A 16,721-nucleotide genomic window follows, 5' to 3' on the forward strand; every position below is an offset into this window, starting at 1 on the left:
ACGCCAAATGAAGGATCACGAACAACCTGGTCTGGAAACGGTATTCACGCTGGCGTGTGATACTGCGTGCGTGGCAGAAACGTCGTTCTCCACGTTCACGCTCAGGTTGCTCTCGGTATGAGTGATGACGTTTCTTGAACCGGATTTGACTTAGTCATTGTTGTTACCTATACACGATTGGCAATCCCATGCATGTATCAGATATTTCTGGAAAGAATCACATGGAATCACCTGCGTTAAGTTCACTTATCCCGCATCTCCTGGCGCTCAAATTGCTGCCACGCACCGGTTGGTTGCAACGTGGAGTACGTGATGTCGAAAGTGTTGCCGAACACTCGTTTGGCGTGGCAGTTCTCTGTCTGCTGATCGGGGATCAGATTGCCGACATTGATCGCGGGCGATTGCTGGCAATTGCCTTGTTGCACGACCTGGCCGAGTCGCTGTTGAGCGATTTGCCAGCATCGGCCACCCGACTGCTTGGCAAAGAGGCGAAGCGCCAGGCCGAACGGGATGGCCTGGCGACGTTGATCGGTCATCTGGCCCGCAGTGATGAGTATCTCACGCTGTGGGATGAGTATGTTGACGGTACTTCACGGGAAGCCCGGTTGGTCAAAGCGGTTGATCGGCTTGAGCTGATGGCTCAGGCGCTGGCCTACGAACGCAGTGGTGTCCGCGGTCTTGACTCGTTCTGGCCGCTCGATGATGAGTGGGCAACGGAGTTTCCGCCAGTTGCTGCGTTGGCCGCACATTTACGCACCGAACGCAGCCGATTGTCCGGTTGAGCCTCACCGGGCAGCCTGTCGGATCGCTTCGTCGAGATCGGCCCAGAGATCATCAACATCTTCAATCCCAACGCTTAGCCGCAGCAGCGTAGACGGCAGGTGCTCTTGCCCTGCAATCGCAGCCCGTCGCTCCATGGTTGACTCAACAGCTCCCAGGCTGGTCGCATGGCGGATCAGGCGGACGTTGCGGCAGACTGCATCGGCAAATGCAGCATCACCGCGCAGATCGAACGAGATAATAGTACCGAACCCCTTCAATACCCGACGGGCAATGGCATGGGTTGGATGCGTTGGCAAACCCGGATAACGGACACATATAACCAGCGGGTGGCGGGACAACCGTTGGGCCAGCTCCATCGCATTGTGCTGCGCCCGTTCCAACCGCAATGCCAGCGTGCGCGCACCACGCGCCGCCAGAAATGCCTCGATGGTGCCGGGGGTGGCTCCGGTCAATTCACGCGACCGTCGCAAATCGTGCCAGAGTTGTTCATCGCGAGTCGTTACCACACCTGCGAGCAAGTCGGAATGTCCGCCGATAAACTTGGTGGCCGATTGGATGGAGAGGGTTGCCCCAAACGCGAGCGGCTGCTGATTTAATGAGGTGGCGAAGGTATTGTCTACTGCGACGATGGCAGCGGGTTTGCGCGGCGCAGCACAGATCGCCGGCAGATCGGCAACGACGAGCAATGGATTTGAAGGCGACTCAAGCCAGACCAGATCGGCCACGGCACAGGCTTGCTGCCAGCTTTCGGTATCGGTAAGCGCCAACCGCCGCACCGACCAACGTCCACGCGCTGCCCCTGCCATTGCCAGCCCGGTCACACCCTGGTAACAATCGTCCGGTAACACAACCTGGGCACCGGCGGGTAATTGATCAAACACGGCGGCAATTGCCGCCATACCCGACGCAAATGCTACTGCCCGCCCGCCTTCAAGACCGCCAACAATCTCTTCGAGGGCTTCCCAGGTTGGCGTTGCATCATTCCGGGCATATGAACGCCCTTGACCGATAAGAAAATTGGATGCCGGGATTGGCGGAACATTGAGCGGCGCACCGGCTTCAATCGTGCGTCCGGCTGCTACCAGCCATGACTCTGGTTTGAGATGCTGAGAATGTTGTGCCATACTACACCTTACGTTCAGAGGCTGCTCTTGTAAGAGAAGGCCATGCCCAAGAGACTACGGTTGTGCAGGCGATTATCACATTGACGACGAAGAGTGTCAATTGACCAGTCAATCGATTGACGGAATTGCGAATTGCGGTACAATGTTGTAACAATCGCTCCAACAATAGCTATTATTAGAGCTATAAACCGCGTAACACCAATTCCCCGGCCTTTGCGAATTATTGAGGAGTTCGCTGTGCAGATCGTGATCAACGGCAGCTTTTGGTTCCAGCCGACCGTAGGCATCGGCCAGTATCTGCATCACTTACTGCCCTGGTTGCATCGTCTGGCACCGCAACATCGTTACCTGATGGTAGTACCGGCTGGTATCAAAACTCCTGCACTTCCGGTTGGTGTTGAGGGGATCACTGTCAAGATAGGCGGCCCACGCCAGATTGCAAAAGTCATCTTTGAACAGATTGCCATTCCTGTCATCACCCAACGTCTGGCTCGCAACGGCGAACCGACGGTGATCTTTGTGCCCTACTTTGCCCCACCACTACGCGCACGCCAACCTGTTGTCACGACTATCGGCGATCTGATACCGTTGCTTTTGCCGGCCTATCGGGGAAGTTGGGCTGTACGGGCCTATATGGCATTAGTTCGGCGTGCAGCCCTGCGCAGTGCGCACGTATTAACCTTCTCGGCATTCAGCCGGAGTACGATTTTGAATTACCTGGCCATCCCACCTGACCGGGTTACGGTGAGCTACCTGGCTGCCGGTGATCAATACCGTCCAGCCGCCGATGTACAGGCCGCTCAGGCCCTGGTTGCTGCCCGTTATGGTGTGCAACCGCCCTTCATCTACTACGTCGGTGGGCTTGATGAACGAAAAAATCTGGGAACGTTGTTACGTGCGTTTGCGCTTGTACATGGCCGGCATCCCCACTGTACTCTGGCGATTGCCGGGAGAGCGTTGGGACGCGATCCCCGCCTCTTTCCCGATATTGATCAATTGATCCGCGACCTCGATCTGACGAAGGCTGTCCGTCGTATTGACGTTCCGGTTGACGACGGCCCCCTGCTCTATCAGGCATGCACCATCTTTACCTATCCATCGCGGTACGAAGGGTTTGGCTTGCCCCCCCTGGAAGCAATGGCGTGTGGTGCACCAGTGATTGTGAGCGACGCCAGTTCATTGCCGGAAGTTGTTGGAGCCGCGGCACTCCGCATCGCACCCGATGATATAGCCGGTTGGGCAGCCGCAATCAATCGTCTCTTGAGCGATGAGGCGCTACGCTCCGATCTGCGCACACGAGGACTGGCCCAGGCTGCCAGTTTTTCATATCGGCATACTGCTACGATAACACTCAACGTTCTCGAACAAGTAGCGAAAGCAGCACCGGTTGTTCGCCATCGGTAACAATCGGTGACATCTGCTCACAGCATGACTCTGTTGATTAATAGATATGGATACCAAACGATACACACAGCTTCCAATCGATCAGATCATTTGTGGAAATTGTCTGGATATTTTGCCAAAACTTCCAGATCACTCTGTTGATCTCATCTTTGCCGATCCACCCTATAACCTGCAACTGCGTAACGAACTACGGCGACCAAATCAGACCCTTGTCGAAGGGGTAGATGATGCATGGGATAAGTTTCCTGATTTGACGGCCTATGATGCCTTCACCCGTGCCTGGTTGCGCGAGTGTCGGCGTATTCTCAAAGACAGCGGCACCATCTGGGTAATCGGTACCTATCACAATATTTTTCGGGTAGGTACCATCATGATGGACCTCGGATTCTGGATTTTGAACGATGTGATCTGGCATAAAGTGAATCCAATGCCCAATTTTCGCGGTGCCCGCTTTCAAAACGCGACCGAGACCCTCATTTGGGCAAAAAAATCGGTTGATCAGAAGACCTATACGTTCAATTATCAGGCGATGAAACATCTGAATGATGATAAACAGATGCAGAATGTCTGGCATATCCCGCTCTGCACTGGTGCCGAACGAATCAAAATTGATGGCCGTAAAGCACATGCCACCCAAAAACCAGAAGCCCTGTTGTACCGGGTCATCCTTGCTTCATCACAACCGGGTGATGTCGTGCTCGATCCATTCTTCGGTTCCGGTACCACCGGCGCAGTTGCCAAACGGCTACACCGGCACTATCTGGGGATCGAACAAGATCCGACGTATGTTGCGATTGCCCGCGACCGGCTGGCTGCCATCACGCCGGTCGCGGTCGATCACCAGCTCTTGACCACCCCTTCAAAACGGGATGCGCCGCGAGTGGCATTTGGTCAACTCATCGCGGCTGGCTATATCGCGGTTGGTCAGCGACTCTCGAATCGTGACCGTAGCGTTATCGCTACGGTCAAGGCCGATGGCCATGTGGAGTGGAACGGGGTCAGCGGGTCAATTCACGCTATCGCTGCCAGGGCACAGAACAAACCGGCGTTTAATGGTTGGGAGTACTGGTTTGTTGAGGTGGCTGATGGTTCCCTGATCAGCATTGACGAACTACGCGAACGGTATCGGGCGGAGCATTTGTGATCGAGGTGATGGTTGTATCAACGCTGGGTAATAGTGTTCGTGACACGCGACTCAACGATTATCCCGACACTACGACTGTGCGCGGATGCGTCGAACCAGCGTTTTGACTCCACACACAGTGAGAACATCCCTTGTCAGAAGAGTTGCCCGTGGCGCGTGGTGTGAAGTGCGGCGGCCACGCTGCCGCACCAGCCGCGATTACGATCAGGTGCGGGAGTGCGGTGGTTTCCCCATGTTGCTCAACAATGGACATCATCCAGGTGTGCCTGAGGCCCATCGATGAGTTTTGGTCAGTAGGGGCACGGCATGCCGTGTCCCCCTACCTGGCGCTGGCGTCTGACAGTGCATCGTTCAGATGCAGTAGATTTGAGATTACTGGCGCTACAGAAATCCCTCTTCCACACCGGTGGAAGAGGGATTACGCAGGCACTGCGGATAACGAACAGACTAACGAGTCGTCGCCGGTGCGATTGGTGTATTCGGCTCAATACCGCGAAGCGCTGCCATCACCAGATCGCGGTTGAGTTGTGCAATAGTATCGAGGCTGATCTCCTTGGGGCAGACCGCGGCACACTCACCGATGTTCGTGCAATTGCCGAAACCCTCGAAATCAGCCTGTGCCACCATATTGACAACTCGCTGATACCGTTCTGGCTGGCCTTGGGGCAGCAGCGCCAGGTGGGTAACCTTTGCTGCCGTAAACAGCATCGCCGAACCATTCGGGCAGGCGGCCACACAGGCACCACAGCCAATGCAGGCTGCGGCGTCCATCGCCCGGTCAGCAGCTACTTTCGATACCGGAATGGTATTGGCGTCGGGTGCAGAGCCAGTGCTAACGCTGATGTACCCGCCAGCCTGAATGATCCGATCAAATGCACTTCGGTCAACCACCAGGTCTTTCAGGATCGGGAATGCCGATGCACGCCAGGGTTCGACCGTAATGGTATCACCATCTTTGAAACTGCGCATGTGCAACTGACAGGTGGTAATGGCGTTCTTGGGGCCGTGGGCAACGCCATTAATCATCAGGGAGCACATGCCACAGATACCTTCCCGGCAATCGTGATCGAACGCTACCGGTTCTTCACCCCGCGACATAAGATCCTCGTTAAGCACATCCAGCATCTCGAGGAACGACATATCGGGGTTGACATTATCCATGACATACGTCTTGAACTCGCCGGGAGTATTGCGATTCTTCTGCCGCCAGATCTTCAGCGTGATCTTCATACTCTATCTCCGGCCACCGATTGATGACGTCAACCGGCAGCAGTTAAACTGATAGCAACGGGAACCTGTACGAAATCGTCAGCATCCAACCGGATCACTTATAACTGCGCTGGGTCGGCTTGACGTACTCGAAGACGAGCGGCTCTTTGTGCAGGCGAGGTTTCGCCAGATCGCCGGTAAACTCCCACGCAGCCACATACGAGAACTGCTCGTCGTTGCGCAGTGCTTCGCCGTCGGGTGTCTGGTATTCTTCGCGGAAGTGGCCGCCACACGACTCTTCACGGTGCAGAGCATCCAGACACACCAGCTCGGCCAGTTCGAGGAAATCGGCCACCCGTCCGGCCTTTTCCAGCGCCTGATTGAGATCGTTGGCCTCACCGGGCACATTCACATTCTCCCAGAACTCGGCGCGAATCTCAGGGATGCGCTGCAACGCCTCGCGCAGGCCAGCCGCATTGCGTGCCATACCGCACTTGTCCCACATCAGCTTGCCCAACTCGCGGTGGAACGAATCGACGGTTCGCTTGCCGCGAATGCTGAGCAGGCGTTGAATACGCTGGTTGATCTCGGCTTCGGCCTCAGCGAACTCGGGACGGTCGATGCTGATGCCACCAGGCTTAACCTGGGCCAGGAAATTGGCGATGGTGTAAGGCAGAATGAAGTAGCCGTCGGCCAGACCCTGCATCAGCGCCGATGCACCCAATCGATTAGCACCGTGATCCGAGAAGTTCGCCTCTCCGATCACGAACAGGCCAGGGATCGTGCTCTGGAGGTTGTAGTCAACCCACAGTCCACCCATCGTATAGTGGACGGCGGGATAAATTCGCATTGGGGTCTCATACGGGTCTTCGCCGGTAATCTGCTTGTACATATCGAAGAGATTACCGTAGCGTTCGGCAATCTTCTGGCGGCCCAGGCGCTTAATCGCATCGGCGAAGTCGAGATAGACACCCAGACCGCCAGGGCCAACACCGCGCCCCTCATCACACACCTGCTTGGCAGCACGAGAGGCAATATCGCGCGGCACCAGATTACCGAAGCTAGGATAGCGCTCTTCGAGATAGTAATCGCGCTCTGACTCAGGAATGTCTTGTGGGCGGCGGGTATCTCCCTTCTTCTTCGGTACCCAAATCCGTCCGTCGTTACGCAACGACTCTGACATCAGGGTCAGCTTGCTCTGGTATTCACCGCTGACCGGAATACAGGTTGGGTGAATCTGGGTAAAGCAGGGATTACCGAAGAATGCGCCCCGGCGATGAGCGCGCCAGATCGCTGTGGCGTTACACCCTTTAGCGTTTGTGCTCAGATAGAAGACATTGCCGTAGCCACCGGTTGCCAGCACAACCGCATCAGCAGCGTAGCGCGTGATCTTGCCGGTCACCATATCGCGGGTAATGATTCCACGCGCTCGCCCGTCAACCACCACCAGATCAAGCATTTCAGTACGGGGGAACATCTTCACGGTACCGGCTGCGATCTGGCGGCTCAGGGCCTGGTAGGCGCCGAGTAGCAACTGCTGGCCGGTCTGACCACGGGCGTAGAATGTGCGTGCCACCTGGGCACCACCGAACGAGCGGTTATCAAGCAAGCCACCGTACTCACGGGCAAACGGCACACCCTGGGCCACGCACTGGTCAATAATATTGACGGAGACCTGGGCCAGGCGGTAGACATTACTCTCACGTGCCCGGAAATCGCCACCTTTCACGGTATCGTAGAAGAGGCGATAAATGCTATCGCCGTCGTTGCGGTAATTCTTAGCTGCGTTGATACCACCCTGAGCAGCAATGCTGTGCGCACGACGCGGACTATCTTGATAGCAGAAGCAAAGCACGTTGTACCCGGCTTCACCCAGCGTAGCGGCTGCCGAGGCTCCGGCCAGTCCAGAACCGACCACAATAATCGTGTATTTTCGACGGTTAGCCGGATTGACCAGCTTCATCTCAAAGCGATGTTTATCCCAGCGCTGCTCAATCGGTCCAGTCGGGACTTTGGAGTCAAGAACACTGACATATTCAACCTGCCGCGTCCCGGTACGAACAGTCGTCTCGTTCTTCGTCTCGCTCATGCGAATTTCCTCGCTCTTCTAGCGTTGGTCGGGAGCATCTACGCGACAAAGCCGAAGTAGACCGCCAACGGGAATGAGATATTGCCAATGAAAACGGCTGCTGCGATAACAATAGCCAGACCGCGCAATAACCGATCATAGGTGCGGTTGTTCCAGCCAAGGGTCTGAAACATACTCCAGACACCGTGGTAGAGATGAAGGGCCAGGAAGACCATCGTCAAGAGATAAAAGCCAACAATCAGTGGATTTTGAAAGCCATACACGACATTATTGTAGGTTTCGTACACATCACCGTGGGGATGCATGAATTGGCCGGGTTGATAACCGACGACGCCGAAGGTCAGATGCAGGATGTGATAGATAATGAAGAAAAAGATCAGCACCCCGCCAAACCGCATCGTGTAGTCGGCATACCCTGATTGGCGCTTGTGCTGCCCATAACGGTGTACCGTTGAAATACTGCTCGCCTGCAAACTGCGCCGGCTCTGGAGGGTCAGGCTGGTTGCGGCCCAAATATGTAAAAATACCGAGGCCAGCAAAACAAAGCGCGCTATCCAGAGTAAATGCTCGTGGCCGAAAACGGGATAGCCAAGTTCGCGCAGACCGGCCGCATAAGCGTTGTACACTTCAGGGCCTTGATACATCTTCAAATTACCGTACATGTGAAAAACGACAAAGCCAACGAGAACGAAGCCGGTCAGTGCCATAATGACTTTCTTGCCGACCGACGTGCGGGTGATGGTGAGCACTCCTGTCATCGTTCCATCCTTCCCGAAACCAAGCTCTGCGCAAGATACAGACGATAATTGACTGCCGGCTCTGGCCGGCAGTAGCAGGAAAACATCCGTGATTTATCCTACAAAGTATCTTACCGCTACAGAATTATAACGGAATTGCGATCAATTGTCTACCGCTTGCAACAATCCGATCACTTCTTGTGAAGAAAGGTACGAGGCTTGTTGAAGCCATAAACAGCCATCAGCCCTGCGAGAATGAGAAGAGCAAAGAACGATCCGATCTTGAATCAATAGCAAAAAAGTCTGTAAAAAGGTGCACATCTGGCGCAATCGGTTATGGGTGGTCGATGATGTTAGGCATGCTACGGAATTATACTGGCATCAGGGGCAGGCTATCATAACCCCAGTTGCCACCTTTGTAACCACAGAGACACACCAGTTGCTACCTTTGTAACCACAGAGACACAGAGGATGGGTATGACCTGGGTTGCTACCACAAAACGTGACGAAATGTATCCATAGAACTGACCGCTTCTCACATCGTTTATGCGGTTACACCACACGGTGTGGCGTGCAACGTCGCGCTATTTCTGGCAGTCAGTCTCTGTGGACAGCCCACAATATAGATAGCAACCTGGGTTGGGATTACGTTTCGGAGGTGATACTGTTGCCAAATAGGGCTACTCGTGTCATGTGGTAAGGCGATCTGAACAGGTACAGGCAACGTCTATGGGGGCGGGTTCTGAACCCGCCCCTACTTACGATCACGTGCAGGTTGTAGCGGTATTCATGCCGGTTTGTGCAGCGAACATACCGTTCTTCGTCTCTGCAATCGGGTCGCCGCCGGTGTGATGGTGTGATCACGTGTGATAATTTCTATCAAACCAGATTTTATAATAGAACCTGTTTCAAAAAACGTCTGCCAGGAGTTGTCCCATTCTTGACCGACTCTATGATCGTAACGAGCACATCCGGCATCCCCGTGATCAGCATGGTCAACGGTATGACACACACCGGATCGTGGGTACGGCTGCTGCGGCAGCCATGCTGCTGCACTCCACACCGCGTACCACGCGCATGACGACTGGCAAAGGCAACCAATCCAGGGCGTGATGGCACGACCGGAGCTGCGCTCTGCCAACAAGACAGAAGCATGAAAAACGATCTTTGGTGATTGGCAAGCGTTCATGCGCCTATGCGACAGTCTGATAGCATGATAGCGCAGCTTTTTATGAAATAAGTTCTGAACATCCTCCGTCTCTCTGTGGTGATCGTTGTACCACAGAAGCATCGAGAGCATATTTGTATAGGACAAATTAAGGTGGCAGCCTGGGTTGTCTATGCCATTAGACATTCCTTACGCAAAAAGGCAGGCCCAAGGTCTACCCCTACGGAATGCTACGATGATAGATGTGGACTTCAATGGTCACCGGTCATCCTCGCATTGCCAACCGGCCGATCAGAACCAGATAATACGTTCGTTTAGAGATCCAACCGCACCTTAGCGCCAAAGTTCTTCTTTTCCTTGCTGGGGAAGTAGGAGAGGCAGGCGGCATCAAGCAAATCGGGGCTAAGGGTTGGGGTCTCCATGTTGTAACGGGCAATTGCGATTAATTGGTCGAGAATATCGCGCGGCTGACACATCCGAAACGGCCGCTGATCAGGGCGAAACCACTTGGCGATCAGATAATCGATGCTGCGATCATCGTAGGGAACTTTGCGTACCCGACACATAATCTTCCAGATTTCCCGCCACTGCTCTTCGGTCGGATCGATAATTTCGATCTTGAACTTGATACGACGAAGCAAAGCATCGTCACCCAGGTCTTTAGGATCGAGGTTTGTACTGAACATAATGAGCTGATCGAACGGAATCTGGATCTTTTGCCCTGACACCGTATTGAGAAAGTCATAGCGCTTTTCGAGGGGCACGATCCAGCGATTGAGCAGATCGAACACGCGCACCTGCTGCCGGCCAAAGTCGTCGATCAAAAAGATGCCACAGTTGGCTTTCATTTGAAACGGTGCCTCATAGACCTTCGAGGTCGGATTGTAGATCAGATTGAGTTGTTCGAGAGTTAGCTCACCGCCAACGATGACCACGGGTCGACTGATCCGAACCCAGCGCCGGTCGTATTCGACATCCTCTGGGAGTGGATTACGAGGCGGCTCGTGAATAACCGAATCGTACATTTTGATAATAGCGCCATCGGCGTATACCGCATACGGGATAAAGATGTCGTCACCCATCAGATAGGTAATACGCTCGGCAATCGTGGTTTTGCCATTGCCGGGATACCCGAAGAGCATCACCGATGAACCGGAATTGACCGCCGGTCCAACCATATTCAGAATGGACTCATCAATCACCAGACCCTCGAATGCATCGCGGATATTCCGGCGTGTCACCTTTACGTTCTTTACTGTCTGCGCTTTGACCGACTCAATCCAGCGTTCAAGCGGTACAGGGCAGACACCGGTATACTGAACTTTTTCCATCGCAGCCTGCGCCGCCGTCTGTCCACGTGGCGTCAGTACATACTCGTAGTTAATATCGCCGAAACCACGTTGACCGACAATGTCAATCTGTTCGACATTCCGTAGATCGATGATGATCTGCTCAATCACCCGGTAGAATAGTCCCATCGCTTCAGCCAGCTCCATCCCGGTTGCTCGCCCTTTGTTATAGAGAATACGTAAAAACTGCTCGGTAAGGAATGTACGGTTGAGACCGGTCTCCGCTGGCGTTGTTGGCTGTTCGGGCAAAAACGAATGATTGAGCTGCGGACGCGCTTCATCTTCGGTAGGGGGCGGATCGCCCAGCATGCGGAGCGTCGCCACGTTTTCACCACGGGCACGTGCCTCACCGATCAACCGCTCAAGATCGGTAACGTGCATCTGAAGGTGGAGCAGTGCGTCAACATCGTTCTTTGCCTGCGCCTCTTTCAGACAGGCATATACGGCGCGAGCGACGGTGTATTTGACACCATCGATGTAGAGGTGATGACAATACTCCTGATTGCGCACATAACAATCACGCGGATGGCTCTTCCGCGCTAACATTTCGTCGTAAGAACGTTGATCGAGTAAATAACGCATAGCGCCTCTTCTTTGTCATCAGGGAGAACGTTCATCGTAACCGTTGCCTGTGGGGGAACGGCAGCCCGGCAACTCTACCGGCATGTGTCACTGTTTTCATTGTAATGCCGATAGCGAACCATCGTACTACCAGTAACATATTTTGTTGAACGATTTTCATCATCACAATGAGAAAAGAGAGCTTGACGACGGTGCCGATCTTTGGTAGAATTAGAACACTTGTTCGATACAGTGTTGAATATCACACCAACACCATATGGCCTGGCGGCAACACCCGGCAGATCGTCGACCGGTGAGGGAAAATACGTGAAAGGATTTATTCCTGATTGATTGGGTGTGGCATTGTAAAGCTCGCAGAGGAGGGCTGGCATGGCGTCTACCAGTCGTGAACTACAACCGGTGCAACGGGCCTTCAAAATAGGCCGTATGATGCAGGGGGCAGTAATCGCATTAGTGATAGGTGCGCTTATCATTCTGGTTGGAACTATCACCGATGTTGGTCGCACTATCGTTGACGATTGGCGCTATGGGAGGCCACGCACCACCCATCTGACCGGCTATGCCGGATTACCCGCCGAACGCTCCGGCCATCCTTCGCGGTTTATGGCGCTCAATCTTGATCGGCAAATTGTGATCATGGTTATTCCGGGTGGGGACACGAGCCAGGTGCAGACCTGGCAAGGCCCATACTTGTTTGGGTTACGCGAAGATCTGACGCCTGTGGTATTATCATTAGAAGATGCCGACAGCGATGGGTTGGCCGATCTGGTAGTGACAATCCATCAAGAACAACTGGTTTATCTTAACCGTGATGGCGCATTTCGTTTACCAACGCCAGAAGAGTGGCATCGACTGGCACAGGAGCGGAGCAAGTGAGCACGTTCTCCAATCGCAAGAGAGGGCCACGGCGGTTGGGTCAGCCTCTCTTTCCAATTGAGGATCCGGAGATCGTGCAGGCGCCGACGCAACCGCTAGCCGATCTCACTGCCGATCTTGATGCGGCACTGGCCGATCAATCACCTGTGTTGCATACGCCGGTCGAACCGCAGGGGTTGCGGATTCCTGCTGAGGTACGGGCTGCTTATGAGCGTGCCCGACAATCAGCTCGATCAGCGCCTCCGCTTCATCAAAGCTACCGGCATACCCCTGAGCCGGCCCGGAACGCTCAACCAATTGCAGGCCAAAAACTACCTCCTCCGGCACAATCTGGCAGTACGACGGGTAGACCATTAGCGACGTTTCATTCCAGAACAACGAGACCAGAACCGGCGTCGTTGTCAACCGGGCAGGCTGTTCCCGTTAGCGCCAGACGCAATCGACCATTGGAGGCTCAATTACCAGAACCAGAGCGAGCACCAGTGACAACCGTCGTCAGTCACGTGCCCCGCTTTGAGCGGCAAACAGCGTTCGTACCGGTACCGGCAGAGCTTACCGACGAGTTACCCTTACCACCACCTACATACCGTCAGCCTGAACCACTAACGATTGCCGATTGGTTTAATCAGCCGCTCGTACTGCTGGCAATTGCCGTTACAAGTATTGTGGTGATCGGGTTGTGGTTTGGAATGGCAGTGGCATCGCCATTTTTGAGCTTTCAGTACACAAGGGTGAATAACGGTTCAGTAGCCGCCAGTATTGCCTCAGCAGCCGTAACAGGGCCTGCGCCCGGCGATTATCGGCTGCGAACTGCACCTAGCCTGTCGCCGGCACAGATTGATCGTATCTTGCAAAGTTACGGTTCGCCGGCGACCGGTACCGGTGAAATCTGGTACCGCCTTGGTTTGGAATATAACATTGATCCAGCCTATGCCCTTGCCTTCTTCATTCATGAAAGCGGTGCTGGTACCAACCCGAACTGGGCCGGCTTTAAGCCAGATGGCAGCACAACCCACAATGTCGGCAATATTATCTGTGCCGGCTATCCGACCTGTTATGGTCGGTTTCGTGATTACCCCAACTGGGAAGCCGGTATTGCCGACTGGTATCGCCTGATCGATGTGGAATATATTCGTGGTCGCGGGCTTCAGACAGTTGCTGAAGTCATCCCGATTTACGCACCGTCGATAGAGAATGATGTTCAGGGATACATCAATGTCGTTACGCGGCTGGTCGATCAGTGGCGCACCGGCAATATTCCATGAGTAATCGATAACTAAACAGGTTCACGTTTATCCAACATCTGCGGTAGAAATACACTATGCGAATCTCTTTTCCTATCGGTGCCTTTGTTGCCATCGTACTCCTGGCATTTGCTGCCTTTAATACGATGAGTCGATCTAACCAGCCGGTGCTCAGTGGCTGGCGCGGTCCGGTAAATGCGAGTGAAGCCCTGGCAGCGAGCGTTGCCGGTAGCACTGATGTGTTGTCCCAACAAGGACTGATCGGCGTAGCCGAGCCGCAGGGACGGGGACTCAACGACTCGCTTTTGCCCACCGGAAATCCGCTCGGTGTTGCCAATACTGTTATGACGCAAGGTTATGGTGTCGGCACCCATGCGCCGGCAGAGGTTTGGGGGGCGATTGATCTGGCTATCGATGACAATGGTGATGGAATAGCCGATCCAGAAGGTACCTGGAATCAGCCGGTCTACGCCACCCATGCCGGTCGGGTCAAGATCACATCGAATAGCTGGCCCGCCGGCAACCATGTTTGGGTGACTAACGAACTCTATCGCACCGGTTATGCTCACCTGTCAGGCTTTGCTGTCAGTGATGGGCAATGGGTCAATCCCGGTGATGTGATCGGATACATTGGCTCGACCGGTATGTCGAGTGGACCACACCTTGACTACCAGGTCTGGGTCTGGCGTGATGGACAGTGGGTCAATCAGAACCCCCTCGATTACAACGTCTTTGCAGCCTCTGGCCGTTGATGAGAACCGGTTTCAAAACGGCTCTCGCGCAGGTAATGACAAGATGGCAACCTGGCTTTGTTCAGCGCCGTTTCTAGGGTTGCGAACCTGGTGATCCTTCTCGCTGTAACTGAGCTGTTGATGGTACAACCCGGGTTGCTACGTTTGTCACCACAGAGGTACGGAGGACACAGAGGATAGGCATAACCTGAGTTGCTACCTTGAGTCGTGCGTGAAAGAGCGCGTCTACAGGAACTGGCTGCCACCCCCACATTGTTCATAAATACAGGTACGTCACACGGTATTGCGCATAGTGTTATGCTGTTCATTCTGGCAGTCAATCTCACGTGGTCTGTCCGTAGCATAGGTGGCGACCTGGATTATAGAATTGATCTCGCCATTCCTTTGTTGGTTTCTGGATGTTAACCTTCAGGCGGGCTAAAGCCCTACCTGACGACGTGGAAGCTCCGGTGGGGTTGGGGGTAAACCTCTCCGCCGTCATGCCAACCCCGCAAGGGGCTTGTACGACGTGAGGCAGGGTTCCAACCCGCCTAAACCCGCCGCTCCACATCTGCGGGACTTCATCCCGAACGTGAACGTCGCTTGCTTGACATTTCCTCTAACGAAGTTATCACATCCGTGCCGTCTACCTCATGGCTTGCCAGCGGCTGACGCTGTCGCGAACGGTGCTCTTCGATGAAACCAAGTGCAGCCGCTCGCCAGGCATTGGCAGCACACGGGCCACTGGGATCGATTTTGATGCTGAGCAAGAATTGATCACGTGCCATATCGTGTTTGCCACAGGCGGTCAACAATTCACCAAGTCGGTAATGAAGCTGCCCACGACTGGCCGGAGGACAAGTCGGCACAAGACCGATCACCTGTGCCAGGAAAGACTCTGCTTCACTACGCCGTCCCATCTCAATCAAATAATTAGCGAGAGCACAGCAGGCAGCAGCTCGCTCAACCGGTCGTCGAGCAGTATTGATCGCCTGACGTAAATAGTGCTCGACCTGTTCATTATCTGGTGTACAATCGCTTAGCACCATAGCTGCACCATACAATCCAGGGTTCATTGCAAGCGCTTTTTTTGCATACTGAATAGCCAGTTTTGGCTCTTCAGCTTCAACGAGCGCTGCACTCAACGCTGCATATACACGGGGATTGTCAGGATCAAGCCGGCACGCTTCCTTCAAGTGGTCTACCGCTATCCGTGGTCGATTGCGCTGGAGTGCGATTAGGCCCAGAAGCCAGTGTGCGTCAACCGAGAACGGGTTGAGCGATTTGGCTATCCGGGCGAGCCGCATTGCCGGATGGTACTGCCCGCCATCTAGCAGCCGTCGCGTCTGGTCGATGAGCAGGTATCGACTCAGAAACCAGAGGCTGCATAACCATGCCAGAAAACCATTCATGAACACAACGCCACCAAGCACCATCCATAATAAAACAGCAATAATCCCGGGAAGCTCTGGAGTACGCAGAAGAACTTGTCCGAGCCGGTGCCGAGCGAGTCGATACGGTTGCAGTTGCTCCCGGTCTGATGATTGAAAGTCCATATGTAGCTCCTTCGCGCAGTTGGCTCGTCTCAGCGATGGCACAGGTCTGCTCATTGTACCTGGGTGCGATACCATGTCATCCCCATACGCGGGTCTGCGATGTACGTTCGTGCGATATGGCTACGTACAGCATAGCAGGGAGTTGTGACATCTACGGTCACATTCGGCTGCCTCCTTTCAGAAAGCTGGCATTTGAACAGAACACTGGTTAGCCTGTTTGATCATGCCGTGTGAACCAATCCTGCTTCGCTATCAGGTCTTTTCAACCCGCTTGAAGATGATGGTGCGTATGGATGTATCACACGCTCCTGATGATAGAGATGACAGAGGCAACCAGTTTTTGGCACAACAGTATTTATCGGTCACTCGAAATATTGCTGATGAGTGACAGCAGGTGGCAACCCGTATGGGCAATCACCCTGTACATGTGTGCCAAAATCTTGACTTTTGCTGAAGAAACATCTTTGAAATTAAAGAAAGAAGGTGTTATTTACGACAACGGCAGCGGGCCTGCATCTGAACATTTGTGCTTCAGAACTTTGGCCATCCGTGTTGAACGTTGCAGTTGACTAATCATGCTGTAAAGAGTTGCGATCAAATCTCGTGGATAGATTTAATACAGTTTTGCTTTACAATATCAAGTAGTATCATAGATGGTAACTAGCGACAATTTCAAGTATTCCATTCACCGATTTTGGTGAGTCAAGTCACCATTTCTGGTGCCA

Annotated in this window: 12 protein-coding genes; 6 read left to right on the plus strand and 6 right to left on the minus strand. The window is 53.9% G+C overall.

Annotation, left to right across the window (positions count from 1 at the left end):
- Nucleotides 1-221: 221 nt before the first annotated feature.
- A complete protein-coding gene (locus VAE57_RS09210) occupies nt 222-782 on the plus strand; it encodes an HD domain-containing protein (RefSeq protein ID WP_322821590.1) in 561 nt (186 codons plus the stop codon).
- Between the two features lie 3 nt (nt 783-785).
- On the opposite strand, the gene VAE57_RS09215 is transcribed toward VAE57_RS09210, so the two are convergent.
- On the minus strand, nt 786-1,907 hold the full coding sequence (locus tag VAE57_RS09215) for a trans-sulfuration enzyme family protein (RefSeq protein ID WP_322821591.1): 1,122 nt from the start codon (nt 1,905-1,907) through the stop codon (nt 786-788).
- Between the two features lie 237 nt (nt 1,908-2,144).
- Between VAE57_RS09215 and VAE57_RS09220 the strand changes: the two genes are divergently transcribed.
- Together VAE57_RS09220 and VAE57_RS09225 are read left to right on the plus strand one after the other, a co-directional pair.
- On the plus strand, nt 2,145-3,311 hold the full coding sequence (locus tag VAE57_RS09220) for a glycosyltransferase family 1 protein (protein WP_322821592.1): 1,167 nt from the start codon (nt 2,145-2,147) through the stop codon (nt 3,309-3,311).
- A 46-nt stretch (nt 3,312-3,357) separates the two neighbouring features.
- Nucleotides 3,358-4,455: a site-specific DNA-methyltransferase gene (locus VAE57_RS09225; protein ID WP_322821593.1), complete on the plus strand. Its 1,098-nt coding sequence runs from the start codon at nt 3,358-3,360 to the stop codon at nt 4,453-4,455.
- A 447-nt stretch (nt 4,456-4,902) separates the two neighbouring features.
- Here VAE57_RS09225 and VAE57_RS09230 read toward each other — a convergent pair whose 3' ends face one another.
- The 4 genes from VAE57_RS09230 to VAE57_RS09245 all read right to left on the minus strand — a co-directional run bounded on the left by VAE57_RS09230 (nt 4,903) and on the right by VAE57_RS09245 (nt 11,589).
- Complete coding sequence (locus tag VAE57_RS09230; protein ID WP_322821594.1) at nt 4,903-5,685, minus strand: succinate dehydrogenase/fumarate reductase iron-sulfur subunit; 783 nt, start codon at nt 5,683-5,685, stop codon at nt 4,903-4,905.
- Between the two features lie 94 nt (nt 5,686-5,779).
- Complete coding sequence (locus VAE57_RS09235) at nt 5,780-7,753, minus strand: fumarate reductase/succinate dehydrogenase flavoprotein subunit (RefSeq protein ID WP_322821595.1); 1,974 nt, start codon at nt 7,751-7,753, stop codon at nt 5,780-5,782.
- 38 nt (nt 7,754-7,791) lie between these two features.
- The gene (locus VAE57_RS09240; RefSeq protein ID WP_322821596.1) at nt 7,792-8,511 is read right to left on the minus strand and encodes a succinate dehydrogenase cytochrome b subunit; all 720 of its coding nucleotides are present in this window, start codon (nt 8,509-8,511) and stop codon (nt 7,792-7,794) included.
- Between the two features lie 1,461 nt (nt 8,512-9,972).
- Entirely contained in the window at nt 9,973-11,589 is a 1,617-nt protein-coding gene (locus VAE57_RS09245) for an ATP-binding protein (RefSeq protein ID WP_322821597.1), read from the minus strand.
- 369 nt (nt 11,590-11,958) lie between these two features.
- Here VAE57_RS09245 and VAE57_RS09250 point away from each other — a divergent pair, with 369 nt between their 5' ends.
- The 3 genes from VAE57_RS09250 to VAE57_RS09260 are packed head-to-tail and all read left to right on the plus strand — an operon-like array spanning nt 11,959 to nt 14,461.
- Nucleotides 11,959-12,465: a hypothetical protein gene (locus tag VAE57_RS09250; RefSeq protein WP_322821598.1), complete on the plus strand. Its 507-nt coding sequence runs from the start codon at nt 11,959-11,961 to the stop codon at nt 12,463-12,465.
- Nucleotides 12,462-13,730, plus strand: coding sequence for a glucosaminidase domain-containing protein (locus VAE57_RS09255; RefSeq protein ID WP_322821599.1), 1,269 nt, complete (start codon nt 12,462-12,464; stop codon nt 13,728-13,730). The genes VAE57_RS09250 and VAE57_RS09255 overlap by 4 nt, the downstream gene beginning before the upstream one ends.
- A gap of 56 nt (nt 13,731-13,786) precedes the next feature.
- The gene (locus VAE57_RS09260) at nt 13,787-14,461 is read left to right on the plus strand and encodes a M23 family metallopeptidase (protein ID WP_322821600.1); all 675 of its coding nucleotides are present in this window, start codon (nt 13,787-13,789) and stop codon (nt 14,459-14,461) included.
- A gap of 560 nt (nt 14,462-15,021) precedes the next feature.
- Here the strand turns inward: VAE57_RS09260 and VAE57_RS09265 are convergent.
- Nucleotides 15,022-15,996, minus strand: coding sequence for a tetratricopeptide repeat protein (locus VAE57_RS09265; RefSeq protein WP_322821601.1), 975 nt, complete (start codon nt 15,994-15,996; stop codon nt 15,022-15,024).
- Nucleotides 15,997-16,721 lie beyond the last annotated feature (725 nt).

The sequence above is a fragment of the Chloroflexus sp. genome (assembly GCF_034434295.1).
In the GTDB taxonomy this organism is placed as follows: domain Bacteria; phylum Chloroflexota; class Chloroflexia; order Chloroflexales; family Chloroflexaceae; genus Chloroflexus.